This window comes from Herbidospora sakaeratensis (assembly GCF_001570525.1).
In the GTDB taxonomy this organism is placed as follows: Bacteria; Actinomycetota; Actinomycetes; order Streptosporangiales; family Streptosporangiaceae; genus Herbidospora; species Herbidospora sakaeratensis.
Window position 1 is genome coordinate 294,355 of sequence record NZ_BBXC01000011.1, and the last position, 24,615, is coordinate 318,969.

Consider the following 24,615-nt stretch of genomic DNA (forward strand, 5'->3'; position numbering starts at 1 on the left):
CGGGATTTGCCAGTCGGGGGTCCGTAGAGTGCGTTCCATGAACGCGCACGTGGAGATCAGGGAACGACTCGATGACGACACGGTTGCCGAGGTCAGACGGCTCGTCCAGGCCGCGACCGACGCCGATGGCGTCCGCCCGCTGAACGAGCACGTCATGCTCCATCTGCGGTACGGGGGCGACCCCGGCGCCAAGTCGGCACTTTTGTATGATTCGGGCGTCTTGTCAGGATTTGCCCATGTGGACCCGACCGACGAGGTCGAAGGGCCCAGCGGCGAGCTCGTGATCGCCCCCGACGCCCGCCGCCGGGGTTATGGGCGGATGCTGCTCGACGCGGTCCTCATGGAGACCGGCGGACGGTTGCGCCTGTGGGCCCACGGCGACCACCCCGGGGCGGGCCGGCTGGCCGCCTCGTCCGGGTTCCAGCGGGTGCGCTCGCTCTGGCAGATGCGCCGCAGCCTGTTCGCGCCGTTCCCGGCCGCGCGGGTGCCCGAGAGCGTGCGCATCACCACGTTCGAGACCGGGCGGGACGAGAAGGAGTGGGTCGCCCTGAACGCCCGCGCGTTCGCCCACCACCCGGAGCAGGGCTCGTGGACCATCGACGACGTGCGGCGGCGGGAGCAGGAGCCGTGGTTCGATCCGGCGGGGTTCTTCCTGGCCTTCCGCGACGGGACCATGACGGGCTTCCACTGGACCAAGGTCCACGGCGACGGCGGCCACGGGCACGAGCCCATCGGCGAGGTGTACGTCGTGGGGGTCGACCCGGCGGAGCAGGGGTCGGGCCTGGGGAAGGCGCTGACCCTGACGGGGCTGGCGCACCTGCGGTCGCTGGGGTTGTCTCAGGTGATGTTGTACGTGGACGAGGAGAACCGGGCGGCCATCCGGCTCTACGAGGGCCTGGGCTTCAGCCGGTGGGACGTCGACGTGATGTACGCACCGGCCCGGTGAGCTCCGCTCGTCGCGGCGAGTTCCCTGGAGCGCGGGCCTGGCGCCGGACGACGGACCGGGCCGGGGGCGGCGGGCGGCGCCGGGGTGGGCGGGAGCCGTAACGGAAAAAGAAAAGGCGCGGTGATCGCCGCGCCTCTTCTGCCGATCGGGTTACTCGATGATCGCGTGGGCCAGCCAGTAGGTGAGGGCCGCGACGATGCCCGCCGCCGGGATCGTCAGGACCCAGGCGGTGACGATGTTGCCCGCGACGCCCCAGCGGACGGCCGACAGGCGCTTGGTCGCGCCGACGCCCATGATCGCGCTGGTGATGGTGTGGGTGGTGGAGATCGGGGCCTGGAAGCCGATGGCCGCCACGTAGAGGACCGTCGCGGCCGCGCTCTCCGCCGCGAAGCCCTGGGGCGGGTTGAGGGCGATGATGCGGCGGCCGAGGGTGCGCATGATGCGCCAGCCGCCCGCGTAGGTGCCCAGCGAGATCGCCGCGGCGGCGGCCAGGATGACCCACTGCGGGATGTTGTCGCCGGGCTGGTTGTAGCCGCCGACGACCAGCGCGAGGAAGATCACGCCCATGGTCTTCTGCGCGTCCTGCAGCCCGTGGCCGAGGGCCATCGCGGCGGCCGACACGGTCTGCGCGTAGCGGAAGCCCCGGCCCGTGGAGTGGGGGTTCGATTTGCGGAAGATCCACAGAATCGCGATCATGATGCCACCCGCCAGGGTGAACCCCACGAGCGGCGACAGGATCATCGGCACGACGACCTTCTCCAGCACCCCATCCCAGTGGACGGTCGTGCTGGCCGCCAGCGCCGCCCCCACGAGCCCGCCGATGAGCGCGTGGGAGGACGACGAGGGCAACCCGAAGTACCACGTGATCAGGTTCCACGTGATTGCGCCGACCAGCCCCGCCCCCACGATCACCAGACCGTGGGTGCCCTCAGGCGGCACGATGATGCCGCTGCCGACCGTCTTGGCGACCTGCTCCCCCAGGTGGGCGCCGATGAAGTTCATCACGGCGGCCATCAGCAGGGCGGCCCGCGGCGTCAGCGCCCGCGTCGAGACCGAGGTCGCGATCGCGTTCGCGGCGTCGTGGAAGCCGTTCGTGTAGTCAAACACCAGTGCGATGACGACCACACTGATGACGAGCGCAAGCTCCACTTAACTTTCCTTGACCGCAATCGACTCGACCGTGTTGGCGACGTGCTCGAACGCGTCAGCGGCGGACTCGAGCTGGTCGATGACCTCTTTCATCTTGAGGACGGTCAGGGCGTCGTACTCGCCGGAGAACAACTTGGCCAGCAACCGCCGGTAGACCTGGTCGGCCTGGTTCTCGAGACGGTTGATCTCGATCCAGTACTCGTTCATGTTGTTGAGCGACCGCAACCGCGGCATCGCCTCGGCGGTCAGCTCGGCCGCGCGTTCGAGCACCTCGACCTGCCGCACGACCTCCTTCGGCAGGTGGTCGATCTGGTAGAGCACGATCAGATCGGCCGCCGCCTCCATGAAGTCCATGACGTCATCGAGGTTGGACGCGAGCTTGTAGATGTCCTCCCGGTCGAACGGTGTGATGAAGCTCTCGTTCAACCGGTTGAGGATGGCGTGAGTACGCTCGTCGCCCGCGTGCTCACACGCGCGCATCTTCTCAGCGAGAGCCTCACGGTCGGAACCGTCACTGATGATCTCGACCAGCAGCCGTGACGCTGTGACGAGGTTGTTCGCCGAGTCGGCGAACAAGTCGTAGTAACTGTCCTCACGGGGCGTGAGACGCAGACGCACGTGGATCTCCAGATGTGCGGGGACTGTCCGCAGAGAAGAGTAGAGGCAACCAGGCAGAACGTGAACTTAAGGCAGATGTCACCTAATGGTTGCCCAACCGGCTTCCCCTGACACATATGGTTCTTTGCTCGTTTTTTAGATCTTGGTGCGGTGGAAGTTCAGGAACGACCGCGACGGCGTCGGCCCACGCTGACCCTGGTACCTCGAACCGTACGTGGCCGAGCCGTACGGATGCTCGGCGGGGCTGCTCAGCCGGAACAGGCACAACTGACCGATCTTCATGCCGGGCCACAACTTGATGGGCAACGTGGCGACGTTGCTGAGCTCAAGGGTGACGTGCCCCTCGAAACCGGGGTCGATGAAGCCGGCCGTGGAATGGGTCAGCAGGCCGAGCCTGCCGAGGCTCGACTTGCCCTCGAGACGGCTGGCGATGTCGTCGGGAAGCTTGATGACCTCGAAGGTGCTGGCGAGGACGAACTCCCCGGGGTGGAGGATGAACGGTTCGTCCATTTCCGGTTCGACGAGCCGTGTCAGGTCGGGCTGCTCGCAGGACGGGTCGATGTGGGGGTAGCGGTGGTTCTCGAAGACCCGGAACATCCGGTCGAGCCGGACGTCGATGCTGGACGGTTGGATCATGTCGGGGTCGTAGGGGGTGAGGGTGACTCTGCCCCTGTCCACCTCGGCTTTGATGTCGCGATCTGAAAGCAGCACGGACGACAGGGTAGTGGGAATGGGGGCGTGGGCTTGGCGTGGATCATGTAGAGTAGGCGGAGCACCTTGCGGGTGTAGTTCAATGGCAGAACATCAGCTTCCCAAGCTGACAGCGCGGGTTCGATTCCCGTCACCCGCTCTCTGTTTACTCTGGGGGGCGACCCCCAGACCCCCGCTGCGAGGGGATTCTCCCCTCGCGCTCCCCTTGGTCGCTATCGCGCCCTTTCGTCGCGTTCGCTCCGGGTCGCTTCGCTCCCTGCGAAGGGCTCCGCCCCTCGCGCTCCCTGGCAGGGCCTCGCTTCGCTCGTCTGGATCTCGCTTCGCTCGTTAGAACCATTTTCTATTACGGCTTCGCCTAGCCTGCGGCTGATCGACTTCGAGGGCCGCTTCCTCCAGTCGACCAGGTCTTATGCTCACGCTTCACGTGACTTAGCGAGGGGCTGGCCGCTGGGCAAGCCGCACAAAGGCCTGGGACATACCGATTCCGTGTTTTCAACTCGTCTTTTCAACCCGCCCTCCCGCAGGTTGAACCAGGCCCGTGTGACGTACATGGTGGAGGAAGGAGATCTCCCTTCCCCCAGCAGCGGAGGTTGGCATGTCGGTCGACGAGTCGGGGACCACACGTCGTACGGTGATCGTCAGGAGCCTGACTGGCGGATTCGCCGCCGTGCTCGGCCTGGTCGGAATACGCCCGGCGCAGGCATCCGTGGACACTGCGGCCGAGGACGCGACTGCGGGAGTGGTCCTCGCCAAGACCAAGAGCATTCCCGTACGCGGCGGGAAGATCATAAAAGGAAAGTACGTCGTGACCCAGCCCAAGAAGGGCGTGTTCCGGGTGTTCAGCGCGAAATGCACCCACCAGGGGTGCACCGTGGCGAGCATCAGCGGCGGCACGATCAACTGCCCCTGCCATGGCAGCAAGTTCGGGATCTCCACGGGATCCGTAGTGCAGGGCCCGGCCACCAAGCCCTTGCCACGGAAACAGATCACCGTCTCCCGCGGGGTCATCCGTCTCAAGTGATTCCCGGCCCGGCTGTATGCACGGGATCACGGGCCTTGATCTGCTGGGTTGAGTGAGTGTCTTTCCTGGAGGACGACCTCAAGGAAAGACACGACATCGTCACGGCCGAGGCCAGATCCTGCTACACCGATTTCTGGGACGGGAAACGGCTTATCGCTCCGATCCATGAGCAGGCTGGAGGGTTCACTGCCGAAGCTGATGCCCGGGACTTTCGGGTGGCTTTGGAGCGCCTCCACACCGTGGTCAGGGGGCGTCCACGGGCTGCGATCCATGTACTGCCCAAGCGGAGAACGCAGGTTGAGTTCTGTCACCCGCTCCATCACCTGCTGGACGCCTGCCGGAATACCTCACATCAAGATCAAAACGCCGCAGCCTAGGTCCCCGAGCATTGATCCAGGTTGACCTGCAGCGACGCTATGGGCCGGGTGGGGGTGTGAATATCGAATGAGTTCCGATCCGTCGCCAAACTACGTGGGGCTCACCAGGGATCTGTTCTTCTCCATAGCTGAAAGTGGCTCGCCCGTCGCCATCCCAAGTCATTTCGAAAACGCCGGGATGAGCGGTGACGCCCTTCACTCGCAGCCCTGGGCGGAAGGGACGCTCTGGAGCCGCCAGATCAGGAACGAACGCCTCCATCACGACCTTGCGGAACAGATCCCGTCGCGCCTCAGGGAGCTTCTTCCAGTCTCGCTCGAAGCGCGGCGTGGTCTCGAAGGTTGGCATCAGTCGTCCGCCGGCCCCAACTTGTCCAGGTGGGCGAACATGTCCTCCGCAGACGCGTGCTTGGTCCCTCGCTCACGCCTGATGTCCTCGTCGGCCTCTCGCTCTCCTGCCAGCCACTCCGGAGCGAAGAACCATGCCTGGTCAGTGGGGATGGAAATGTAACCCCGCACAGTGATGGTCCCGTCGTCCAGGACCGCGAACTCCACTTCATCCCCCTCACCGATATGAAGCGCCTGGCGGACCTCCTCAGGCAGAGTGAGCTGCGACTTCGCCCGAACTTTTGCGCGAGCCTTCAATCGCGGCTCCGGCTGTACCTTGCCTGCGAGCGTTGCCACGATCCACCTCCATCACACAGTCGGATTCTCCGATAATCCAACTCTACCCACCCAGGTAATCACCTACGCCATGGTCCGGCGCTCCGCACTGATCGCAAGACCACTCAGGCGGCGTGCCAGGCTTACGACGCCGTAATCCAGTCGGTCTTGGCTCTGTAGCCGGTGGTGACGTGCACCTTGAGCCAGCCCCAGGAAACTCGATCGCGATCAACCATGTGCCAGATCCGTGCCAGAACGGGCGGCGAACCGAGGTCAGTCACGGTGACACACGGACAGTCGACCTCCCTGGCCTGCACCCCCGTCGCCCCAGCTCACAGCACCAAGATCAGCAGATGATTCCCAAGCTGACAGCACGTCCAGGTCGCCGAATGATTCCGACCCGTGCCTAACTGTATTCCTTGATCACTTGGTCGGCCACTTGGAACGTTTTCCGGCAGTCGGGACAGGTCGCCTCTCCGAAGAGGTAGAGCAGTCTCATCGCGAGGTTCTCGCGGCCAAGACTCTGCGCCATGTCGTACATTCGCCGTGCCACAAGGTCGAGCCCAGAGGGAACCACGGGAGTCAACTCACTCTTCGGAGGGTCGTGCTCGATCGCATAGTCGCCCGAGGTAGCGAAATAGCCGTCCGCGCCGATCGCGACGAAGAGATGGACACCGCAACTGGGACAGTTCTCCAGCTCGAACTCCCCTTGCACCAACTGCTCCAGCATTTCGTCCCATACCGGCACGTTCTCGAAGGCAAGCACCGCCTGCAGCATGTAGGTGAATGAGTCCTCGTCAATGGCGGCGCGCATGGTCTCGTTGGTCAGGCGCAGCAGTTCTTCGATCTCCGGAGCATGGATCGTGCGTACGTCCCCGGCTCCGTGTGGCTGTCTCGCCCCGGCCACGATCGAGCCACAAAGGGAGAGGATCATCGTGCGGTCGGCGGGAGCCCAGCTTCGGGCGATCTCAGTCAGATGGGGAAGCGCGGCGAAGCTCGCCGGGTAGACCGTCAGCTGGTGGCAGATGCACGACCACAGCTCGTCCCATACCTCCGCGCCGGGATCCGGTACGAGCTGATCGAGTAGGTCTGAGCGGACGGTTCAGTTTGAATCGCAGTTCAAGGTGCTCCCAAGCCTTTGGCCACTGAGCTGCATTCAACCAGCCGGCACAGATAGAAGTTCGATCTTCAATCCGCAGGGTTGCGCGCCACTGCCATCAGGTGCGCAGGCGCTCCACTCTCCGTCTACTCCGCACAGGTGCCATCCGGGCGCATGACCGCAGTCCGCGTCACGGGGGCGATGTTTGCGCGTGGCACACGATCGTTCACCGCGATGACCAACTGGACTGCCCGATCCGCCATGGGAAGCACGTCAGCCAGGGCCTCCGCGCCGCTCCCGTCCTCTCCGGTGACGTTCGCCCAGTCCTTATCGCCGTTCTCCTCCATGACCGCGAGTTCGTCATAGACAGCGACACGACGCCACCGTGACAGGTACTCCTCTGCGATCTCGGCTGCCACCTGCTCGTTCATCCCCGTAGAGCCGCCCTCCGTCGTGCCATTAGCGTGCCATTAAGGGGGGTAATGAGGGAGCAACCACGGTCACTCATGACCAGCGCCAACCGCAGGTCAGCGGCATTACGAGGCGTGATCTATGTGATTCCCAAGCTGACAGCGCGGGTTCGATTCCCGTCACCCGCTCTCGGGCGAGCCCTGCTCGGTGGCCTTCGGACCACCTTCGCGGGGCTTTTGTCATTCTGGGGGGCGACCCCCAGACCCCCGATGTCAGGGGGCTTCGCCCCCTCACGCTCCCCCTGGTCCGCTATCGCGTCCCTCTCGTCGCTGCGCTCCGGGTCGCTTCGCTCCTGGCGAAGGGCTCCGCCCCTCGCGCTCCCTGGACGGGCCTCGCTTCGCTCGGGCTGCTGCTCGCTTCGCTCGTTCAAGCTTTTCTTCCGTTACGGCTTCGCCTGGGCGGCCGCCCGACCAGCTCCGGCCACCCGACCACTGTGGCCGACAAGGTCATGTCTGCGGAGACGCTTGCCGATTCTGCTCGTACCTCAAGAACCTTAAGCTGATCGTCTATGCAGACATCCCCCGAGGAAGCCATCCAACTAGACGTTGTCGACCACGAGGGAAAGACCACAGTGGCGACCCTCACGCTCTATGACTCTGTGCCGGCCCGGCTCACGTTCATGTGCCGCAGCCTCCTAATGGATGTAGAGGGCGAGGACTTGCTGGATTGCCTCATCGATCTCCGCTGCCGATTGGAAGCCGAAGGCCTCAACCTTTGCTGCCAAGGAGCACGAGCGGATGTCTGGCCATCAGGCTTGCTCCGACAGTTCACCAACGGCCGCTTTGGATACGTCTTGGCTTCCAAACCTCCAGGGAACCCACCCGAGGAAGTCGACTTGTTCGCACCAGCGCAGCCCCACGAGATAGCTTCAATCGAGCGACAACGTGAAACCGTCTTCCGGTTTTACGGCCTGGGTCAACAGCCGGATATGGCCGGGCAGGAGAGCCCCAGCGCAGAGTCATGATCGTCGCACCATTCCCCTAATGAGACGCAGCTCTCATGCTCTCTTCACGGCAGAAGGAACTTCGATTTCGATCATGCGGTGCGCTCTGGCCTTGGCCTCCAGATACTACAAGCCATTGATCGAGCCCGACATGATCATGGTAGGGAAGCGGTCAGAACAACCTTGTTCGTGTGCCAGATGCGTGCCAGAACAGGCGGGAATCCACGGTCACTCGCAGGGAAGCAGGGGCACTCGCCTCGCCCTGACCTGCACCCCTGTTTTCCCAGCTCAGGGCAGCAAGATCGGTTGATGATGCCCAAGCTGACAGCGCGGGTTCGATTCCCGTCACCCGCTCTCGGGCGAGCCCTGCTCGGTGGCCTTCGGACCACCTTCGCGGGGCTTTTGTCATTCTGGGGGGCGACCCCCAGACCCCCGATGTCAGAGGGCTTCGCCCCCTCACGCTCCCCCAGGCCCGCTCTCGCGGTCCCGTCATCGCTATCGCTCTGGGTCGCTTCGCTCCTGGCGAAGGGCTCCGCCCCTCGCGCTCCCTGGCAGGGCCTCGCTTCGCTCGTCTGGATCTCGCTTCGCTCGCTTGATCCATTTCCGTTACGGCTTCGCCTGGCCGGCCACCCGACTGACTTCGGCCACCTGTCAGGAAACTCGCTTTTTCAGAGTGGCTCCAGCGGCCGGAGCCAGTTGGTTGGCGTCATCAGTCCGAGACTTCTTTCCGCGACCGAGCTGGCATCATCAGAGGAGGAGGCTGACACCATGAACTTCGATCGGATCACCGTTGAGCCTGGAAGGCTCGAAGGCAAGCCGACCATCCGGGGCCTGCGCATGTCCGTCGAGACGCTGGTGAGGCTGGTCGCCGGCGGGTGGACCTTCGATGAGATCCTCTCCGACTACCCCGACCTGGAGCTTGAGGACATCAGGCAGGCGCTTGAATACGCAGCGGCCGCCACGAATGTCCACTTCTACAGTCTCCGTGAACCCGCGTGAACTTCCTGATTGACGAGAACCTTTCGCCCCGAGTCGCCGAGCTGTTGAGCAAGGCCGGTCACGATGCGGTGCACGTACGCGATCTCCACGCGACAAGTGCTCCAGACGCGACGATCATGGAGCTCGCTGTGCATAGCGGAAGGGTGATCGTGTCCGCGGACACTGACTTTGGGGCGCTTCTGGCCTACAGCCGCGCTACCGAACCTTCTGTCATCCTCGTACGAGAGCTGATCGGACTCCGGCCGCCGGAACTCGTCAACATCATTCTGGCCAACCTCGAGGTTCTCCAGGAGCATCTCGAGTCGGGAGCGGTCGCGGCTTTCTCGCCGAACGGCATCCGTGTGCGAGCACTTCCCCTGCGTTGAGGCCCTCGATGATCCCCGTGCCAGATCCGTGCCAGAACGCCGGGGTCGCTCAAAGGCTCTCACGGGTTGTCACGGTCAACCGTCTTCACTTGAGTTGGACTGGATTTACCCAGCTCAGGTATCAGCCTTCAGCAGTTGGTTCCCGAGCTGACAGCGCGGGTTCGATTCCCGTCACCCGCTCTTACGAGTCACTCTGGGGGGCGACCTCCAGACCTCTGCTGACAGAGGGCTATCGCCCCCTCACGCTCCCCCGAGCCGCTGTCGCGTCCTGACATCGCTGTCGCTCTGGGTCGCTGCGCTCCTTGCGAAGGGCTCCGCCCCTCGCGCTCCCTGGACAGGCCTCGCTTCGCTCGGATTGATCTCGCTTCGCTCGTCAGGACTTTCTTCCGTTACGGCTTCGCCTGGCCGGCCACCCGACAGGCTCCGGCCACCTGTCCGGCAAGGTCGTATCGGCTGGCCTGCTCCTGCCCCCTAGGCGTTCGTTTCCGCAGGTCAGCGAGCCAAGATCAGTTGATGTATCCCAAGTTGAACAGCGCGGGTTCGATTCCCGTCACTCGCTCTCAGCGTCGTAGTCCAGGTCGGACGCGAAACCGAGATCGCCTCAGCCCCGATCGTGGTAGATGCGCTACTCCTCGGCGGGCCCCGTACTCGCTGACGAAAAAGCCAACTCGTCAGTCATCGGACATGTGACGGCGCTCATAGGTGCCGACCTGCCTGCCCTTCACCCACAGGGGCGGTGACCACAGGCACGGTCCCTCCTCTTCTCCGATGGTGTTCACCGCGGTCTCTGCCTCGTCTTGGTCCGAGACCTCGGAGTAACCGTCATAAAACGGTTCAGCGAAATCGCGGCCGATCGACTCCGCGAGCCATGCCGCGAAGGTGATGTCCTGAGGGAAAAGTGCATGATCCAAGCAGCACCGATTGGGGTCCCACCCCCACAGTGCGCCCTTGGGATCGCGGCAATCCAGCAGGGAGGCGAGTCCGCACCCCCACTCCAGCAACTGGATCATGCCCGCGCATCGTCCGTCGGACTCGGCCCGAAATCCCAGAGCAGAGTCAGTGATGTCCGGGAAGCTGTCGCTCTTCCAAAAGTCATATCCCCGTACACCGATGATGCCACCGCGAGGACCGAAACCTCCGTTCCCCACCTCCAGATACAGCCGCCGCAGCAGTGAAGGAAGCGGGTAACCGATGGCCTCTTCAGCCTCAGCGACCGCCTCGGAGGAGGCCACCGGTAACACATCACGCCCAGGGTTTGACCGTATAGCTTCGAAGATCTCATCCTCCGTCATGATCGGCACTCCGCATGCGAGGACCACTGGAGGAAGAGCCAGAAGTTGCCCACGTCCACAAGGCTGCATGCTGCCAGCTTCGACCGACAAAGCCCCCAACACAGAAGCACCGTTCGCTTGCCAGATCCGTGCGGCCAGAACGAGCTGCGATCAGCGGTGAATCGTGAGGACTCACGGTCAATCGGCCGACTCTGACCTGTACCGGTGTTTTCCCAGCTCAGCACGTCAAGATCAGTAACCTATTCCCAAGCTGACAGCGCGGGTTCGATTCCCCTCACCCGCTCCAATCTCACCGGCCGCGTGCTGGATCAACCATGCAAGCGATTCCCTTCCCGCTGCCGGCACAGTCCAGATCGTGCTCTGGCGCAGGAATGCGATCAGCCAGTTCTGCCGCCTCAACGGTGCCATTGCGGCCAGCGCTAATGGGAGTGGCGCGATTATCAGCATGGATAAGCCGAGCAAGCACCGCCTCAGTCACCGGCGTGCCGTCGTATCCGGCGGTCCAGTGAGCACGCTGGGATGACAGCCACAACGGGCTCTCCCCGTTCTATGCGGGAGAAGTCCGGCTGCTCAAACCAGTGGAGCGTCACTGCCATACCGGCCTTTGATCTTGGGGTCCGGTCGGTTGAGAGGACCCTCGCTGGTACCAGGGTCGGCTCGGCCCGCTGCTTCGTGCGGGTCGGTCGTCTCTCCGCGTAGGCTCACCGGCGCACTGTCGAGCGATGGCGACCCCGAGAGGAAACACCGTCCGTGCCTGACTACGACGACCCGACCTGGGGGCCGCTTCCCATCCGCCCGGCGGCACTGCGCTGGCTGCTGCTTCTCCCCTTAACGCTGGTGTTCCTGCCGCTGTGGTGGGTGGTGTGGATCGTCCTCGCGATCTTCTTCTACTGCTTGGCGGCGGTAGTTCAGTTGATCGTCTACATGGTGCCTCGTGCCGAGAAGGGCGCGATACGAATGCTGGACGCCACATTGGGTCAGCTGCCGTTCGTCCCGCTCTGGTGCGTGACGCCGGTGGCGCTGGTGCGGGAGGGCGACACGGCGTACTACCGAGCGCGCGTGGACCGGCGTGTCGAGAAGCAGACCCGACGTGTGGAGACCTCCCAACACCGTCGCGAGTACTACCGCGACCTGGAACTCGGTGCGCACTACTTCCGCGGCGCCGGCGCCGGTTACGCCCTGCGCGTCGCCTCGGAACAGGGCTGGAACCTCCATCCGGTGCTGCGCTCGCACCCCCGGCGACGGCTCCGGCTGCGTCACAACGGCCGGCCGCGGCCGGACCTCAGGGCAGGATGAGCTGCCCGCCTTCACGGATCAGGTCTTCGAGCCGGTCAGTATGTCGGCCGACGCGGCGGCGTCGCGACCTCAGTGGCGCGCGCGGATCAGCATGACCAGCCCGGCGACGAACGACCCGAGCAGGACCGGCGACAGAACCACGAGACCGCCCCACACGACGATGCCCAAATAGCCGAGCGCGGACGAACCGTGCGTCGGGTCGGCATCAGCGGCTGCGAACAGCCCCAGTCCGAGAATGACACCGGCCACCGTGATCGCGATCGGCGTCCACAGGAGCACGCGGGCCCACACGCGGTACCTCCGGCTGTAGACCGGCCGGGCCAGTTGCACCTTCGGCTGTGGGGAATGGTCCGCGAGTCCGCTCATGCCGTATTTGTACCAGCCAGCGTGGACTCCGGGCCGTGGCGTGTGCAGGTTCAGCGGGTGGCGGCCCAGGCACGCGGGAGGACATCCGCCACTTTCTCTACAGCCGCCCCCCAGCGACGAGGTGGCCGACATCCTGGCGAAGCACATGCGCGGGAGGCGGCGAGCCTGCCCACGGCGCAAAAATCCCTGACCGGGCTGTCGCGGACATCGAATTGGCTTCGAGCGTGACCACCGCCGGAGCGCCCAAGCCAGTCGCTAACCTTTTGGGACCGAATTCACCATTGGGTATCAGGGGCCGGCGGCTCGCGCGGCGGTCAGACAGTGTACGTTCTTGTCCTTCCTCAACAGCCCAGCTGGAGCAGACCGTGTGGAACGTTGAGCGCATCCATCGCCGACTTGCGGAAATCCAGCAACGGGATCCGGAGCACAAGATTTTCGGCGCTAGGCGCCATCGCCTTGGGCCGCGACTCACGGCGCGGGAGGTCACTGCGTTCGAAAGGAAAATCGGCGTTGAGTTGCCCGAGTCCTTCCGGGCATTCCTCATGGAGGTGGGGAACGGTGGAGCAGGACCCTCTTACGGGCTGTACGACGTCGAGAAGGCGTTCCGCCTGGACGCGATGGAAAGCCGTGAAGGGCCGCTAAACTTCTATACGACCCCGTTCCCTCACACGGCCGACTGGAATCCCCCGCTCGAAACGCAGCCTGAGAACTACGGCGACGGTCACTGGATCACCGGCTCCATGGTGCGAGCCGAGTTCGGCTGCGGGGCGTTCCATCGTCTGGCGTTGAACGGCGAGGTCTGGTTCGACGACCGCTGCGCCGACGGTGGCATAGTCCGAGAACGCGACTTCTCCGAGTGGTACATGACCTGGCTCGACCAGCCCCATCGTTCCGGCTCCGGGGTGATCGCTGAGGCACACGCGCAGCCCCGTGGGGAGCGGGAGGTGGAAGCTTGATCATCTCGACCCCCATCGACCCGGGACACACCGACCAGCCCAGGACCGATCGACGGCAGACGGGGTGATCGGGCGGCGCGGCATGCGGCACGATGAACGCGTGCTGGCCGTGGGTAACTGGAAGCTCATGCGCGAGGCATTGGGCCATCTCAGTTGGTCCGCCTCGGATCAGATCGACTGGCTTGGCTCGGTGATGTGCCCGGATGAGTTGGCTCTTGATTTCGACGCCGCGTATCAGGCGTCGTGGTTGTCGAGGGAGGCCGGCTGGATCAGTGAGGAGCTGTCCGCGTATCTCGACGCGATTGATCAGCACACCACCGCTCTCACTGAGGAGGGTTCAGCCCCTTGGAGTGCTGAAGGGTTGCGGAGCCATCCGACGTGGGAGCAGGTGAGGGGCGTCGCTCGGAACGCTCTGGCTCTCATGCCGCCCGAACCGTGGACTGGCGGCTCGACCAGCTGAGATCAGCGAGCTTTGAGACCGGAAGACCAGGGGTCGATCAGGATCGGCCTTACGCCCAAACGGGCTGTCAGCTGACAACGTGGTTTCGATTGCCCTCACCCGCTCTCGGCGCCTTCGCGGGGCCCGCATCTCGACCGACCGCCGAGGACGAAGCAACGTCCAAATGCTCTTGCCATTACCCGCTCGCCCTGAGGATGATCCGATCGTGGATTGGTCGGCGACGTATCTGTTACGGGGCCTGCTCGGTGCGGTCTCGGCTCTTAGTATCTACGTGGCTGTTGGCTTCATTGTCGCTGTGCTGACGTTCAGCCTCGCCCTGCTACCGATCCTCATGCTCTATACGCCGTTCGTGTTCCTGGTTGTCGGCGTGGTCAGAGTCATCGTCGTATTCACAACCACGCGGTCACCGGAGACTCTCTCGTTCTGGTGCGGATGGACGCTGTGCCCAAGCACATACCTCGTGTTCCTACTCACGAGCTGACGCCGCACCACGACAGCTTGGCCTCAGTCGTTGAGTTTACGCAGAAAAGCTGATCCGAACGCTTCAGATCGCCTAATACTCCCGGTATACGAGTCCCCTGCTTTGGCGCGCGTACTCCTGGTGCAGTCTCGACGGCAATATCACCCAGTTCTTTCCAGACGTGTCGACATGCCACTCGACAGAGCTCGGCACACTTGAGACGGTGTCGTGAATCAACTCCCGAAGATGGTCGCCCGGCGAGGAATAGCGCCACACGATCAACGGCGGCTGATGGAGATACGCCACCATCGCAATACCCCGAATCGTCTTAGTGCTTGGAATTGATCATGAGAAGGATCCCGGGGTGGCTGAGGCGTGATCCTGATCATCTCGTTCACGTCCACTCGGAACAAGACCGGGGCCAGCGGGTTGGCCCTGACCACTGCTCCACCCAGCCGGCCGTCGAGTGTTCGCAGCCCAAGCTCAATTCCAGCCGTGGCTGTACTCCTTGATGACTTGGTCGGCCACGTGGAATGTGGTTTTGCAGTCGGAGCAGGTCGCGTCTCCGAAGAGGGAGCAGGTAGGTGAACGAATCCTCGTCAATGGCGGCGCGCAGGGTCTCATTGGTCAGGCGCAGCAGTTCTTCGATCTCCGGAGCATGGACCGTACGTCGCCGACTCCGTGTGGCTGTCGCCCCGGCCACGATCGAGCCGCCGAGGGAGAGGATCATCGTGCGGTCGGCGGGAGCCCAGCTTCGGGCGATGTCCGTCAGATGAGGAAGCGCGGCGAAGCTCGCGCCGTCAGCTGGTGGCAGGTGCACGACCACAGCTCGCCCCATACGTCCGCGCCGGGATCCGGTACGAGCTGATCGAGTAGATCGGGAATGTCCTCCGCGGAGCCGTAGGCATGCGCGAGCCGGGACCAATCCGTCATGGCGGTTATCCAACCAGGCTGCTCTCCACCATGTCGGACAGCAGTCTGGCGATCAGCTCGGTGCCGCCTAATCCCAGTAATTGAACAGCAACTCACCGAGGGTCGCGGGTTTCCAATATGCGATATCGGGCTCCGATGGGTCGGTCGAGTCGATGGGGGTCTCCAGCTCGCTTCTGGTCATCAGCCGGAAGGAACCCGACGCCTGCAACGCTTCCCGAAGGTCGTCACGGCCGTCGATGAAGACCACATCACCTGCCGACACCTCGGCGACCGCAATGAGCGGTAGGTGCATGTGGCCGAGCACGCCGACAGTCAGATCTCCGCACGTCATGATGGCTGTGTGAAAGTTGGGCGTCACGCCGGGTGGTCTGATCTCCAGGACTCTGCCGCGCACGCGCCGAGCAGCCTCGTAGCAGACTGAGGCGAAGAGTCGCGGGTCGGTCAACTGTGGTGGCTCCGTCCTGTGGTCTCGGAACCCTGTCGCGCCTCGTGGCGGGCGGGTCATGCGGGAACTCCTCATGAGGACAGCACGTGATGGGACGTGGAGACGACCATGCAAGGGGAGAAGCCGCTGTACTCAGCCGAGCACATCACGGTGCTGCGCTTCGAAGATGCGGTCCGGAAGCGCCCTGCCATGTATTTCGGAGTCGGTCAGCAGAGCCCTGACCTGCCGACCGAGGTGCTGCGTGCCGTGGTCATGGACGCCCTTCACAACGGGGAACCCTGGAACGTCAGCGTCGAGATCGCCGGCGACCTGCGCTTCACCGTGGTAGACGATCAACCCCACGTGACTGACGAGCACGGTGTGCCCTTGTTGGGCTTCTTCGATTCCCTGCTGGACCGGGAGCGGTGGGCGCCGGCCGCGGCCGCAGCGCTGAGCTTGCGCACGATGGTCGAGGTCTGGATGGACGGGCGCGGATTCCGCCAGCGACTGATCGCCACCCAACCCGTCGACGCGCCGGCCGAGTTCGCCCCTCCCACACCGCAGGGGACTCGGTTGACACCCGGAGCGACGATCTCCAGGTCGCCCATTCCCCTGCGTGGCGAACCATGAAACGGGGATGCCTGATCGTCATGTCAATGAGCGTGCCTGCCAGATCCTGACTCGGACGTCGCTGCCGATCGGGGGAAGCTCGGTTCCGAGTACGTCGCCGGGATGCAGGCAGGTCAGCGGCCCGGCAGGCGTATCCACGTCGATGCGGGTGGCGACGCCGAGTGCGACCGTCCGGCGGAGGGTTCCGCTCACCACCCACGCGTCATCGCTTTCGTCGCCCAGGGCGAGGTGGGTGTGTTCGGGCCGCGCGACGAGCGTCTGCGTTCCGCCGGTGAGAGCCGGTGACAGAAGGTTGGTGTAGCCGAGCAACCGGGCCGTGTCGACGTCGCCGGGGTTGTCGAGCACCTCGGCGGTCGGGCCGTGCTGGCGGATCTGGCCGTCGATCAGGAGCGCGGTGTCCTCGGCCAGGGCGAGGGCCTCATGGCGGTCGTGGGTGACCAGGATCGTGGCAGTCGGCCGGCCGGTCAGCGCGGCGCGTAGGTCGGCGAGCAGGTCAGCGCGGGTGGTGCTGTCGAGGCCGCTGAACGGCTCGTCGAGCAGCAGCACCCGAGGGCCGACCGCCAGCGCGCGGGTGATGCTGACCCGCTGGGCCTCGCCGATCGACAGGCTGCGGGCGTCCCGGTCGACGAGGGGCTCCAGGCCGAGCGCCTCGATCCAAGGCCATGCGCGGGTACGTGCCTCGCGGTGGTTCATGCCGCGGAATCGCAGGCCGGTGATCACGTTGGCGGCCACCGTGCCGCGGCGCATGATCGGTCGTTGCAGCACGGCCACCACCGCGTCGCGCATCACTGAGCGCGGTGCGGGGCGGCCGTCGAGGAGGACTTCTCCGGTGACGCGGTGGTTGCTGAGGTGGCCCAGGGCGCGCAGCAGCGTCGATTTGCCGGCGCCGTTGGGGCCCAGCACCGCCAGGGTGCGTCCGGAGGCCACGTGCAGGTCCGGCACGCTGAGCAGTTCCCGGCGGCCGGCGTACACGCGGAGGTTGCGGCAGCCGATTCCGGTGCTCATCTCAGCGCTGTCTGCCGTTGCTGGATCAGGGTCAGCGACAGGTTCACGCAGAACGCGATCAGCAGCAGGATCAGGCCGAACGCGATCGCCAGCGAGAACTGGCCTCTGCTGGTGGCCAGGACGGCCGCCGTGGTGAGCACGCGGGTCTGGCCGGCCAGGTTGCCGCCGACCATCTGCGCGGCTCCCACCTCGCTCACCACCGCGCCGAACGCGGCCATCGCCGCGGCCAGCAGCGGCAACCGGGCTTCGCCCAGCAGCGCCGCGAAGGCCCGGATCGGGGTCGCGCCCAGAGCCTGCATCTGTACGCGGAAGTCGGGGTCGACCTGCTGCAGGGCGGCGGCGACCAGGGCGACCACGATCGGGGTCGCGATGGCGGCCTGGGCGATGACCATCGCGGTCGGGGTGTAGAGCAGGCCCAGGCCGCCGATCGGGCCGCTGCGCCACAGCAGCACGGTGACGAACAGGCCGACCACCACCGGCGGCATGCCCATGCCGGTGTTCGCCGCGGCCAACGCGATCCGGCGGCCGGGGAAGCGCGCCAGGGCGATGGTCGCGCCCAGCGGCAGGCCCAGCAGCAGGGCGATCGCGGTCGCGGTCAACGAGACGCGCAGAGTCAGCGCGGTGATCGACCAGCTGTCCTGGTCTCCGGTGAGGAGCAGCCTGACCGCGTCGACGAGGCCGTCGAGCAGGACGTCCATGTCACTGGCCCAGGGTCGACTCGTCCTTGCCGGCGTCGGGGGTGAACAACGGCTGGCCGAACTTCGCGCGGCCGAACTCGCCGATGATCTGCTGCGCCGGCGCGGCGACGATCCAGTCGGCGAACGCCTTCGCCCCTTCGGGCTGCACCAGCTGCCCGGCCTTCTTGGTCATCTCGATGACGTGGTAGACGTTCAGCAGGCCGGGGTCGCCCTCGCTGAGCACGTCGAGCGCGAGGCTGCCGCGCTGAGCCAGATAGGTGGCCCGGTCGGACAGGGTGTAGCCGGCCTTCTCGCTGGCGACGCGCAAGGTCTCGCCCATGCCCTGGCCGGTCGACTGGTACCAGGATCCGCCAGGAGTCACGCCGGCCTTGGGCCACAGGCCTTTCTCCTTGGCATGCGTACCGGATTCGTCACCTCGGGAGACGAACACGGCCTCAGCTGTCGCGATCTTCTTCATCGCCTCGGTGGCGCTCGCGCCCTTGATGTCGGCCGGGTCGTCCTTGGGGCCCAGCAGGACGAAGTCGTTGTGCATGACCAGGCGCCGCGAACCGGTGGTGCCCTCGGCGACGAACTCCAGCTCGGCGGCCGGGGAATGCACCAGGAGCGCGTCGGCCTCGCCGCGCCGGCCCAGTTCGATGGCCTGGCCGCTGCCGACCGCCAGGGTCTTGACCTGCCAGCCGCTGTCGCGGGTGAAGGCGGGCAGCAGTTCGTCGAGGAGGCCGCTGTCTTGGGTGCTGGTCGTGGTGGCCAGGATCAGGGATTTCTCGGCCGGGGCCTGCGACGCCGCTCCGCCGGAGGTGGCGGCGGTTCCGCATCCTGCCAGCACGATCGCGGCGATCCACGCGGAAACGACGGTCAGCGCTCTTCGCATCGCTGTGGCCCCTTCTGAAGTACTACAGAGCAGTGCAAAGATTAAGTATGCAGTATGCAAGCGTGACTCGATACCGGGAGATCTGCGCGGACCTGGCGCATCGCATCAGTGCGGGGAGCCTGCAGGCAGGTGACGAACTGCCGGGGGTACGTGATCTGGCCCAGCAGTGGCGGACGACCACCTCGACGGTCAGCCGGGCGCAGCGCCGGCTGGCCGACGCGGGGGTGCTCGAACTGGCCGACCGCCGGCGTGCGCGGGTGGCCCCCGGCGCGGCGCTCGCGGCCCGGCGCTTCCTGCACGCCGACTCGGTGTTCACCCTCACCGGCAGCGACGACCCGGCTCTCGGTCTGGTCGTCGACGCGCTGGACGGCGCGTTGAGAGTGGTCGCCGGGGAGGGCAGCGTGGCCGGGCTCGGTGCGGTGCGCCAGGGGCGCGCCGACGGGGCCGCCGTTCATCTGCTGCACCACACCGGGGTGTACAACGCGCCGTTCGCGCTGGGGATGTTGCGGGGGCTGGAGCCGCATCTGGTTCATCTCTGGCGGCGGGAGCAGGGGCTGATCGTCCGGCCGGGCAATCCTGGGGGTCTCACCGGCATCGCCGATCTCGCGGGGCGGCGGATCTCTGTCCGACGTCCTGGCACCGGCACTCGGCTGCTGCTGGATCGGCTGCTGCTCGCCGCCGGGCACGACCCGGATGGTCTTCGCGGGCCGGAGGCCGGGTCGCATCTCGAGGTAGCTCTGGCGGTCGCCACCGGCACCGTGGACGCGGGGCTCGGGGTTCGTTCGGCGGCGGTCGACATGGGTCTCGAGTTCGTCCCGCTGGCCTGGGAGGAATTCGACATCGCGCTGGCCGGCGACGCTCTCGGCCCGGCGGCTCAGCTCATCGCCGCACTGCAGACGGCGGCGCTGCGCGAGCGGATCTCCTCATTGGGGGGTTACGACGTTTCCAGGTCGGGCGAGGTCACGCCGCTCTCCGGCACTTAGCCGTCCTCGTCGAGCAGCCCGCTGGTCTCGGCGAAGGACGACAGGAACTCTCGGAACTCGGGGTCGGACTCGGACTCCGCCCTCTCATCGACAAGGGCGATCAGCCTGGACCGATCTTCAGCCGGCAAGGTGCTGAGCTTGTGGCTCATCCACTCCATTTGCTTCACGGCCGCATCGAGGTCGACAACCGAGTCGTCACCCGAATCGAAGAACCAGGTCATGTCTACGACCAGCTCGGCCAATGTGCGAACCAGTGCATCGTCCCTGCTCATACGGCGATCACGCCCCATCGCGAGTATCTGTCAGCCACTCTGCGCGGTTCCAGCCGACGTCGATCGCCGCCATCGGCTCGAATTCGACGTTCGGGTCAGCGGACTGGACCAGGCAGAACATGCGGTGCCCGAACATCATCGCCGACAGTGCATTCCTGGCGATTATGTCGAGGGCCGCCTGAGCGACCTCACGGTGCCGCGTCGCAAAACCGTCATAGCCGATGAGGACCAGCACCAGGCCGGTCGCGTCTGACGGGCCTGTCCCGATGTCGCTCAGGCAGTCGTTCAGTGCGGCCAAGTTGCCGCCGTAGTAGTCGGGGAAACTCAGGGCTTGCGCGAAATCACGGTGGAGATCGGCCTCTGTCATCCAGTTCGACGCGTTCAGCCGGACAACCTCGTAGCCGTGAGCGAGCAGCCAGTCGATCGCCTCTTCCAGCACGTTCTGACGCCAGAAGAGCGTCACGCGATTCTCCGCGAGGTGAAAGTCCAGCGGATCGGAGATACGCGCATCACGATCGAAGGGAGCCATTTCCGTCCTGGGCGACGATGGAGGCCGTCACATAGAAGTCGTCTGGGGCGATCTGGGTCACGGCATCAAGGCGAACTGTGCGCTCACCCGTGGTGATCACGTGGGCCTCGAAGTAGGAGTATCTGAGGTCACGCGACCAGATTTGCCTGAGCTCATCTGCGAGATCCGCGATCGAACAGCCAGGCACCGACCGGCAGGTGGCGGCGATCAGGTTGCCCGGGTCGCCGGTGCGGCGAACCGACACCTCGTCGAGAAGCGGCGATCGCCACAGGTACGCGTCGAAGTCGATCGCCATGCCGGCCAGGTCATCGCCGGAGCTCGGGAACGACGCGCTCATCACCTGCTGCTTCACTGCGGTGAACTCCATCGGGGAAGCGTCCCAGTTCCGGGTCACGTGGTGATCACCGCGCGTCGGCTAGTGCTTCCGGGCGGCCCGGCCGAGGCGGAGGGCGGAGGCGAGGAAGAACAGGCCGCCGATCGTCGCGTAGCCGGCGAGGTTGACCAGCGACGCACCCTCCTGGGCCGCCTGCAGGATGAACGTCGTTCCGGCCAGCGTCGAGATGCCGCCGCTCAGGATCATGGGCCAGTGGCCGTCGAGGTGGCGGCGGATGATGCCCACGGCCAGCTGGGTGAGGCCCGAGACGATGGCCCAGGCGCCCCAGACGCGCAGCACCGCCGGGATGCCCGATGAGGCGGCGACGGCCAGGCCGATGGCGGTGAGCGAGCTGACGGCGATGTTGGCGTACAGGCTCAGGGTTGGGCCCTTGTCCTTCGACGAGCGGGCGTCGATGACGGCGGCGACGGCGTCGAAGGCGGGGTAGAGCACCAGCAGGGCGACGCTGACCGGGCCCACGGTGGAGGCGGTGGTGGCCAGCAGCGCGGCCCAGATGAGGGCGAAGGCGAATCGGGTGAAGTACAGGCGGCGGAGGCTGGTCGCTGCGGCGGGGGTGGTGACGGTGGTCATGGGAGATCCTCTGGGATGAGGTAGAACGTTCGGTATCGCTGTAAGGGTGGCACCATCGTTGACCGCTCGTCAAGACCGAACGTTCTGTCTGCTAATCTCGCCAGGGTGACGAACACGCGAGGTCAGGTGTCCGAGGCGCGGGCGCGGCTGCTCGGGACCGCCACCCGGCTCTTCTACACGGAAGGGCTGCACTCCGTGGGGGTCGATCGCATCGTCGCGGAGGCGAAGGTGACCCGGGCGACGCTGTACCGGCACTTCACCGGCAAGGACGAACTCGTCGTCGCCTACCTGCGGGAGGCCGACCAGGCCATTCGCGATCGTGTCGGCGAGGCTCTCGGCAGCGGGAGGCCGGCGGAGGAGATCGTCCGGATCGTGGCCAGGGCCATCGCCGACGACATCGGGTCACCCGGGTTTCGCGGGTGCGCGTTCCTCAACGCCGTGGCGGAGTATCCGGACCCTGAGCATCCCGTGCACAGAGCCGTCATGGCGCATCGGGAGTGGTTTCTGACCACCGTCACCGAGTTGCTCTCACAGGTCGGCGAGACGCCGCCGGGGCTCGCGGGGCGGCATCTCGTCATGCTGCGCGACGGTGCGATGGCGGCGGGCTGCCTGGCCGACACCGCCGCTGTCTGTGAGACGTTCCTTCAGGGGGTCGAGGGGATTCTGCGGTCCCGCGCGTGATGGTTTATCCATTTATGCCATTAATCATCCAAGATGTTCGGGATTGGGAGAGCTGGTAACCCACGTGAATACAGTGGTTACTCGCCAGTACCGACAATCTCGAAAAGGATGATCGGCATGGAATCTCGCGTCAAGCGGCGGACCGCCGGATTAGCGACCGCGATGCTCATCGCCTCGGGGCTCAGCGTCATCACGGCCGGGCCCGCGTCGGCCAGTGCCTGCACACTTCCCCCGTGCGGCCGGGTCGAGAACAAGACCACCACCTACATCGGGGTGCGCTGGAAGAACAACGACAGCGACCCGTGGTCGACCGCGAGCCTCGCCCCCGGAACCGGGATGGGCGGTTACACCTACAGCCCCCGCCGGGACATCGACTACTTCTACAGCGTGCAGGGATGCCGCACCACCTACTCCGTGCGCGCGGGGTCGCAGTACTTCGCCTACGGCGGCTGGGTGAAGGTCAGCTCCAACGAGACCGCCAAGGTGCTGTCCGTCACCTGCTGAGCCGTCGCCCGGGTGCGCCAGGTGATCGTGTTCGACGCCGCCGATCTGCCTCCGGGAGTGGCGGGTCGGCGGGCCGGGGCCATCCGTCGGAGGAGGCGTCGGCGGCGTTCGTCAGTGCGGGAACATCCGGGGCGGGCGCGGGGTGACCTGCCGGCGATAGCCCTCGATGATCGAGCTGATCTGGCGCATCAGGACGGTGTCCCCCAGGCGGTCCAGGTAGAGGGAGCGGCGGGCCAGCGCGTCGGCGTCCACGGCCCAGTAGAGAGTCATCAGGGGGTTGACGAACAGCTCGCTGCCCCTGGTGCGCGTGGTGAACTGGGCGTCGCCGAAGCCGCCGGTCAGGGCGGCCGCGATCGAGCCGTTGACGATGCTCGGGTGCTCCGGCGTGTCGGCCTGGGCGCGAGCGACGGCGTCCAGATAGAGCTCCCCCGCTCTGCTGGCCCGCGGGATGGAGAAGGCGCCCAGGTACGCGCCCTCGCGGTCGAGCGCCGCCAGGTTCTCCAGTACCTGGACGTGGTTGACGCCGTGGTAGGCGTCGACGCCGAAGCCCAGGCAGACCACGATCTTCTCGGCCACGTCGAGCCCGTGGACGGCGGCCAGGCTGGCCATGTCCTCCTCGGGGGTGCCCAGGCCGGCCTCGTCCCCCCGCATCAGGATGTCGGTGCCGCCGTCGACGAGCACGACGGCGTCGAGGTCGAGGCGGTCTCTCAGCACCTGGTAGGCCGCCCGGAGCGGGGTGACGCCGACCTTGGGGAAGGCGTACACGGTCGAGGGCAGGCCGTGCTGCCGCAGGCAGCGGGCCAGGGAACGTTCGGGGAAGTAGGTGTCCCGGCTGACCGTCTCGGGGCCGACCTCGGCCACGTTCTCGTCGAGCCAGACGTCGAGATCCAGTCCGTGGAGACGGCTGAACGACAGGTTGGCCAAATGGACCTGTTTTCCCGCCGCCCACAGTTCCACGGCGAGCGGGAGCCCGGCGAAGACGTCGAATCCGCCGCCGGCTCCGGCGATCAGAATGCGCCGGGCCTGCTTCAACCGGGTGAAGACCGGTGGTTCGGACAACGTGAACACGCCGGGAAACTACCAGTCGGGGTGGAATGCGGGGCGGGACCCGGAAGTTGACGCCTCGTATGACAACAGTTGCATTCATCGGCAGCGGGCACATCGGCGGCACCGTCGCCCGGCTCGCGGTCGCGGCCGGTTACGACGTCGTCCTGAGCAACTCGCGCGGGCCGGAGACGCTGCAGGAGCTGGTCGACGAGCTCGGGCCCAAGGCCAGGGCGGCGACCGCCGCCGAGGCCGCCGCGGCGGGTGACTTCGTGATCGTCAGCGTTCCGCTCGGCGCCTACCGCAAGGTCCCGGTGGAGCCGCTCGCCGGCAAGGTCGTGCTCGACACGAACAACTACTACCCCGACCGCGACGGGGTCTTCCCGGAGCTGGAGGCCGGCTCGACCACGTCGAGTGAGCTGCTGCAGGAGCACCTGCCGTCGTCCAGGGTCGTGAAGGTCTTCAACAACATCTTCTACGTGCACCTGCGCGCGCTGCCGCGCCCGGCGGGCGCGGCAGACCGCAGCGCGCTCGCCATCGCCGGCGACGCCGACGCGAAGGCGCAGGTCGCCGCGTTCCTCGACGCCATCGGCTACGACGCCGTGGACGCCGGGACGCTCGCCGACGGCTGGCGCTACCAGCCGGGGACCCCCGCCTACGGCGGCCTCTACGCCGGGGACACGGAGAACTTCTGGGAGTCGCCGGGGGTGCCGACGGGCGCCGCCGCCGTCCAGGCGAAGGTGGACGCCGCCCAGCGGTGACCCGGCGATCCCGGAGACCGCGGTGGCATGAGCCTCGACGTCGCGCGCTGCCTGGCTGGACGCCGCCGCGGGCACCCAGGCGCGCGCCTACGCCGAGGGCATCGGCAACACGCGCGCCGGGTCGGTC

The 24,615-nt window shown here is 66.0% G+C and carries 29 protein-coding genes, 1 tRNA gene and 1 pseudogene; 14 read left to right on the forward strand and 17 right to left on the reverse strand.

Annotation, left to right across the window (positions count from 1 at the left end; translation table 11 throughout):
* Positions 1 to 37: 37 nt before the first annotated feature.
* Positions 38 to 946: a mycothiol synthase gene (gene mshD, locus AW271_RS17405; RefSeq protein ID WP_062338000.1), complete on the forward strand. Its 909-nt coding sequence runs from the start codon at positions 38 to 40 to the stop codon at positions 944 to 946.
* A 150-nt stretch (positions 947 to 1,096) separates the two neighbouring features.
* Here the strand turns inward: mshD and AW271_RS17410 are convergent, their stop codons facing one another.
* From AW271_RS17410 to dcd, 3 genes are all read right to left on the reverse strand, one after another.
* On the reverse strand, positions 1,097 to 2,095 hold the full coding sequence (locus AW271_RS17410) for an inorganic phosphate transporter (RefSeq protein ID WP_062338002.1): 999 nt from the start codon (positions 2,093 to 2,095) through the stop codon (positions 1,097 to 1,099).
* The gene (locus tag AW271_RS17415) at positions 2,096 to 2,713 is read right to left on the reverse strand and encodes a DUF47 domain-containing protein (protein ID WP_030451631.1); all 618 of its coding nucleotides are present in this window, start codon (positions 2,711 to 2,713) and stop codon (positions 2,096 to 2,098) included. It abuts the gene before it with no gap.
* A 135-nt stretch (positions 2,714 to 2,848) separates the two neighbouring features.
* A complete protein-coding gene (gene dcd / locus AW271_RS17420) occupies positions 2,849 to 3,424 on the reverse strand; it encodes a dCTP deaminase (protein ID WP_062338004.1) in 576 nt (191 codons plus the stop codon).
* Between the two features lie 68 nt (positions 3,425 to 3,492).
* On the opposite strand from dcd, the gene AW271_RS17425 reads away from it, so the two are divergent.
* A tRNA-Gly gene (locus AW271_RS17425) sits at positions 3,493 to 3,563 on the forward strand.
* A 456-nt stretch (positions 3,564 to 4,019) separates the two neighbouring features.
* On the forward strand, positions 4,020 to 4,445 hold the full coding sequence (locus AW271_RS17430) for a Rieske (2Fe-2S) protein (RefSeq protein ID WP_062338006.1): 426 nt from the start codon (positions 4,020 to 4,022) through the stop codon (positions 4,443 to 4,445).
* Between the two features lie 722 nt (positions 4,446 to 5,167).
* Here the strand turns inward: AW271_RS17430 and AW271_RS17435 are convergent.
* The 3 genes from AW271_RS17435 to AW271_RS17445 all read right to left on the reverse strand — a co-directional run bounded on the left by AW271_RS17435 (position 5,168) and on the right by AW271_RS17445 (position 7,012).
* Positions 5,168 to 5,503: an AbrB/MazE/SpoVT family DNA-binding domain-containing protein gene (locus AW271_RS17435; protein WP_245653083.1), complete on the reverse strand. Its 336-nt coding sequence runs from the start codon at positions 5,501 to 5,503 to the stop codon at positions 5,168 to 5,170.
* A 385-nt stretch (positions 5,504 to 5,888) separates the two neighbouring features.
* Positions 5,889 to 6,416 carry a hypothetical protein gene (locus AW271_RS17440; protein ID WP_062338008.1) on the reverse strand — a complete coding sequence of 176 codons (528 nt, stop codon included), beginning with the start codon at positions 6,414 to 6,416 and terminating at the stop codon, positions 5,889 to 5,891.
* A gap of 311 nt (positions 6,417 to 6,727) precedes the next feature.
* Positions 6,728 to 7,012 (reverse strand): hypothetical protein, encoded by a 285-nt coding sequence (locus AW271_RS17445; RefSeq protein WP_062338010.1) that lies wholly within the window; start codon positions 7,010 to 7,012, stop codon positions 6,728 to 6,730.
* 1,679 nt (positions 7,013 to 8,691) lie between these two features.
* On the opposite strand from AW271_RS17445, the gene AW271_RS17450 reads away from it, so the two are divergent.
* Positions 8,692 to 8,994: a DUF433 domain-containing protein gene (locus AW271_RS17450; RefSeq protein WP_218008079.1), complete on the forward strand. Its 303-nt coding sequence runs from the start codon at positions 8,692 to 8,694 to the stop codon at positions 8,992 to 8,994.
* Positions 8,991 to 9,359: a DUF5615 family PIN-like protein gene (locus AW271_RS17455; protein WP_062338014.1), complete on the forward strand. Its 369-nt coding sequence runs from the start codon at positions 8,991 to 8,993 to the stop codon at positions 9,357 to 9,359. Before AW271_RS17450 ends, AW271_RS17455 begins: the two co-directional genes overlap by 4 nt.
* A 671-nt stretch (positions 9,360 to 10,030) precedes the next feature.
* Here AW271_RS17455 and AW271_RS39755 read toward each other — a convergent pair.
* Positions 10,031 to 10,651 carry an SMI1/KNR4 family protein gene (locus AW271_RS39755; RefSeq protein WP_157554273.1) on the reverse strand — a complete coding sequence of 207 codons (621 nt, stop codon included), beginning with the start codon at positions 10,649 to 10,651 and terminating at the stop codon, positions 10,031 to 10,033.
* A gap of 750 nt (positions 10,652 to 11,401) precedes the next feature.
* On the opposite strand from AW271_RS39755, the gene AW271_RS17465 reads away from it, so the two are divergent.
* A complete protein-coding gene (locus tag AW271_RS17465; RefSeq protein WP_062338018.1) occupies positions 11,402 to 11,947 on the forward strand; it encodes a hypothetical protein in 546 nt (181 codons plus the stop codon).
* A 69-nt stretch (positions 11,948 to 12,016) separates the two neighbouring features.
* Here AW271_RS17465 and AW271_RS17470 read toward each other — a convergent pair whose 3' ends face one another.
* Positions 12,017 to 12,313 carry a hypothetical protein gene (locus AW271_RS17470; protein ID WP_157554275.1) on the reverse strand — a complete coding sequence of 99 codons (297 nt, stop codon included), beginning with the start codon at positions 12,311 to 12,313 and terminating at the stop codon, positions 12,017 to 12,019.
* A gap of 365 nt (positions 12,314 to 12,678) precedes the next feature.
* On the opposite strand from AW271_RS17470, the gene AW271_RS17475 reads away from it, so the two are divergent.
* The 3 genes from AW271_RS17475 to AW271_RS17485 all read left to right on the forward strand — a co-directional run bounded on the left by AW271_RS17475 (position 12,679) and on the right by AW271_RS17485 (position 14,210).
* The gene (locus AW271_RS17475; RefSeq protein ID WP_083976773.1) at positions 12,679 to 13,269 is read left to right on the forward strand and encodes an SMI1/KNR4 family protein; all 591 of its coding nucleotides are present in this window, start codon (positions 12,679 to 12,681) and stop codon (positions 13,267 to 13,269) included.
* Positions 13,270 to 13,369: 100 nt separating this feature from the next.
* On the forward strand, positions 13,370 to 13,729 hold the full coding sequence (locus tag AW271_RS17480; RefSeq protein WP_157554277.1) for a hypothetical protein: 360 nt from the start codon (positions 13,370 to 13,372) through the stop codon (positions 13,727 to 13,729).
* A gap of 205 nt (positions 13,730 to 13,934) precedes the next feature.
* The gene (locus AW271_RS17485; protein ID WP_062338026.1) at positions 13,935 to 14,210 is read left to right on the forward strand and encodes a hypothetical protein; all 276 of its coding nucleotides are present in this window, start codon (positions 13,935 to 13,937) and stop codon (positions 14,208 to 14,210) included.
* A gap of 979 nt (positions 14,211 to 15,189) precedes the next feature.
* Here the strand turns inward: AW271_RS17485 and AW271_RS17490 are convergent.
* Positions 15,190 to 15,480: a hypothetical protein gene (locus tag AW271_RS17490; RefSeq protein WP_062338028.1), complete on the reverse strand. Its 291-nt coding sequence runs from the start codon at positions 15,478 to 15,480 to the stop codon at positions 15,190 to 15,192.
* A 195-nt stretch (positions 15,481 to 15,675) separates the two neighbouring features.
* Here AW271_RS17490 and AW271_RS17495 point away from each other — a divergent pair, with 195 nt between their 5' ends.
* Entirely contained in the window at positions 15,676 to 16,176 is a 501-nt protein-coding gene (locus tag AW271_RS17495) for a hypothetical protein (protein WP_157554281.1), read from the forward strand.
* An 18-nt stretch (positions 16,177 to 16,194) separates the two neighbouring features.
* On the opposite strand, the pseudogene AW271_RS17500 reads toward AW271_RS17495, so the two are convergent.
* From AW271_RS17500 to AW271_RS17510, 3 genes and pseudogenes are all read right to left on the reverse strand, one after another.
* Positions 16,195 to 17,142, reverse strand: a pseudogene (locus AW271_RS17500) (ABC transporter ATP-binding protein); the annotation flags it as partial.
* 35 nt (positions 17,143 to 17,177) lie between these two features.
* Positions 17,178 to 17,879, reverse strand: a complete 702-nt coding sequence (locus AW271_RS17505; RefSeq protein ID WP_062338034.1) for an ABC transporter permease — start codon at positions 17,877 to 17,879, stop codon at positions 17,178 to 17,180.
* A gap of 1 nt (position 17,880) precedes the next feature.
* Positions 17,881 to 18,750 (reverse strand): ABC transporter substrate-binding protein, encoded by an 870-nt coding sequence (locus AW271_RS17510; RefSeq protein ID WP_062338036.1) that lies wholly within the window; start codon positions 18,748 to 18,750, stop codon positions 17,881 to 17,883.
* 62 nt (positions 18,751 to 18,812) lie between these two features.
* Between AW271_RS17510 and AW271_RS17515 the strand changes: the two genes are divergently transcribed.
* Positions 18,813 to 19,733 carry a GntR family transcriptional regulator gene (locus AW271_RS17515; RefSeq protein ID WP_062338582.1) on the forward strand — a complete coding sequence of 307 codons (921 nt, stop codon included), beginning with the start codon at positions 18,813 to 18,815 and terminating at the stop codon, positions 19,731 to 19,733.
* Here AW271_RS17515 and AW271_RS17520 read toward each other — a convergent pair.
* From AW271_RS17520 to AW271_RS17535, 4 genes are read right to left on the reverse strand one after another with little or no spacing between them, the layout of a single operon-like run.
* Positions 19,730 to 20,005 carry a hypothetical protein gene (locus tag AW271_RS17520; protein WP_062338038.1) on the reverse strand — a complete coding sequence of 92 codons (276 nt, stop codon included), beginning with the start codon at positions 20,003 to 20,005 and terminating at the stop codon, positions 19,730 to 19,732. The genes AW271_RS17515 and AW271_RS17520 overlap by 4 nt on opposite strands.
* 7 nt (positions 20,006 to 20,012) lie before the next feature.
* The gene (locus AW271_RS17525) at positions 20,013 to 20,534 is read right to left on the reverse strand and encodes a barstar family protein (protein WP_062338040.1); all 522 of its coding nucleotides are present in this window, start codon (positions 20,532 to 20,534) and stop codon (positions 20,013 to 20,015) included.
* On the reverse strand, positions 20,515 to 20,901 hold the full coding sequence (locus AW271_RS17530) for a hypothetical protein (RefSeq protein ID WP_062338042.1): 387 nt from the start codon (positions 20,899 to 20,901) through the stop codon (positions 20,515 to 20,517). The genes AW271_RS17525 and AW271_RS17530 overlap by 20 nt, the downstream gene beginning before the upstream one ends.
* A 48-nt stretch (positions 20,902 to 20,949) precedes the next feature.
* Positions 20,950 to 21,498, reverse strand: a complete 549-nt coding sequence (locus AW271_RS17535) for a hypothetical protein (protein WP_062338043.1) — start codon at positions 21,496 to 21,498, stop codon at positions 20,950 to 20,952.
* A gap of 126 nt (positions 21,499 to 21,624) precedes the next feature.
* Between AW271_RS17535 and AW271_RS17540 the strand changes: the two genes are divergently transcribed.
* Together AW271_RS17540 and AW271_RS17545 are read left to right on the forward strand one after the other, a co-directional pair.
* The gene (locus AW271_RS17540) at positions 21,625 to 22,179 is read left to right on the forward strand and encodes a TetR/AcrR family transcriptional regulator (protein WP_083976775.1); all 555 of its coding nucleotides are present in this window, start codon (positions 21,625 to 21,627) and stop codon (positions 22,177 to 22,179) included.
* A gap of 117 nt (positions 22,180 to 22,296) precedes the next feature.
* Positions 22,297 to 22,683, forward strand: a complete 387-nt coding sequence (locus AW271_RS17545) for a hypothetical protein (protein ID WP_157554283.1) — start codon at positions 22,297 to 22,299, stop codon at positions 22,681 to 22,683.
* Between the two features lie 111 nt (positions 22,684 to 22,794).
* On the opposite strand, the gene AW271_RS17550 is transcribed toward AW271_RS17545, so the two are convergent.
* On the reverse strand, positions 22,795 to 23,751 hold the full coding sequence (locus AW271_RS17550) for a DUF1152 domain-containing protein (protein ID WP_062338049.1): 957 nt from the start codon (positions 23,749 to 23,751) through the stop codon (positions 22,795 to 22,797).
* A 26-nt stretch (positions 23,752 to 23,777) separates the two neighbouring features.
* Between AW271_RS17550 and AW271_RS17555 the strand changes: the two genes are divergently transcribed.
* The gene (locus AW271_RS17555; RefSeq protein ID WP_439648987.1) at positions 23,778 to 24,488 is read left to right on the forward strand and encodes an NADPH-dependent F420 reductase; all 711 of its coding nucleotides are present in this window, start codon (positions 23,778 to 23,780) and stop codon (positions 24,486 to 24,488) included.
* The last annotated feature ends 127 nt before the right edge of the window (positions 24,489 to 24,615 follow it).

What these genes read in the sequence shown, in the direction of transcription:
- AW271_RS17505 (WP_062338034.1), bottom strand. Translation starts at nt 17,879, where the DNA reads ATGGACGTCCTGCTCGACGGCCTCGTCGACGCGGTCAGGCTGCTCCTC.
- AW271_RS17440 (WP_062338008.1), bottom strand. Translation starts at nt 6,416, where the DNA reads ATGATCCTCTCCCTTTGTGGCTCGATCGTGGCCGGGGCGAGACAGCCA.
- AW271_RS17530 (WP_062338042.1), bottom strand. Translation starts at nt 20,901, where the DNA reads ATGGAGTTCACCGCAGTGAAGCAGCAGGTGATGAGCGCGTCGTTCCCG.
- AW271_RS17535 (WP_062338043.1), bottom strand. Translation starts at nt 21,498, where the DNA reads ATGACCACCGTCACCACCCCCGCCGCAGCGACCAGCCTCCGCCGCCTG.
- AW271_RS17430 (WP_062338006.1), top strand. Translation starts at nt 4,020, where the DNA reads ATGTCGGTCGACGAGTCGGGGACCACACGTCGTACGGTGATCGTCAGG.
- AW271_RS17545 (WP_157554283.1), top strand. Translation starts at nt 22,297, where the DNA reads ATGGAATCTCGCGTCAAGCGGCGGACCGCCGGATTAGCGACCGCGATG.
- AW271_RS17470 (WP_157554275.1), bottom strand. Translation starts at nt 12,313, where the DNA reads ATGAGCGGACTCGCGGACCATTCCCCACAGCCGAAGGTGCAACTGGCC.
- AW271_RS17555 (WP_439648987.1), top strand. Translation starts at nt 23,778, where the DNA reads ATGCGGGGCGGGACCCGGAAGTTGACGCCTCGTATGACAACAGTTGCA.
- AW271_RS17445 (WP_062338010.1), bottom strand. Translation starts at nt 7,012, where the DNA reads ATGAACGAGCAGGTGGCAGCCGAGATCGCAGAGGAGTACCTGTCACGG.
- AW271_RS17510 (WP_062338036.1), bottom strand. Translation starts at nt 18,750, where the DNA reads ATGCGAAGAGCGCTGACCGTCGTTTCCGCGTGGATCGCCGCGATCGTG.
- AW271_RS17520 (WP_062338038.1), bottom strand. Translation starts at nt 20,005, where the DNA reads ATGAGCAGGGACGATGCACTGGTTCGCACATTGGCCGAGCTGGTCGTA.
- mshD (WP_062338000.1), top strand. Translation starts at nt 38, where the DNA reads ATGAACGCGCACGTGGAGATCAGGGAACGACTCGATGACGACACGGTT.
- AW271_RS17525 (WP_062338040.1), bottom strand. Translation starts at nt 20,534, where the DNA reads ATGGCTCCCTTCGATCGTGATGCGCGTATCTCCGATCCGCTGGACTTT.
- AW271_RS17495 (WP_157554281.1), top strand. Translation starts at nt 15,676, where the DNA reads ATGCAAGGGGAGAAGCCGCTGTACTCAGCCGAGCACATCACGGTGCTG.
- AW271_RS39755 (WP_157554273.1), bottom strand. Translation starts at nt 10,651, where the DNA reads ATGACGGAGGATGAGATCTTCGAAGCTATACGGTCAAACCCTGGGCGT.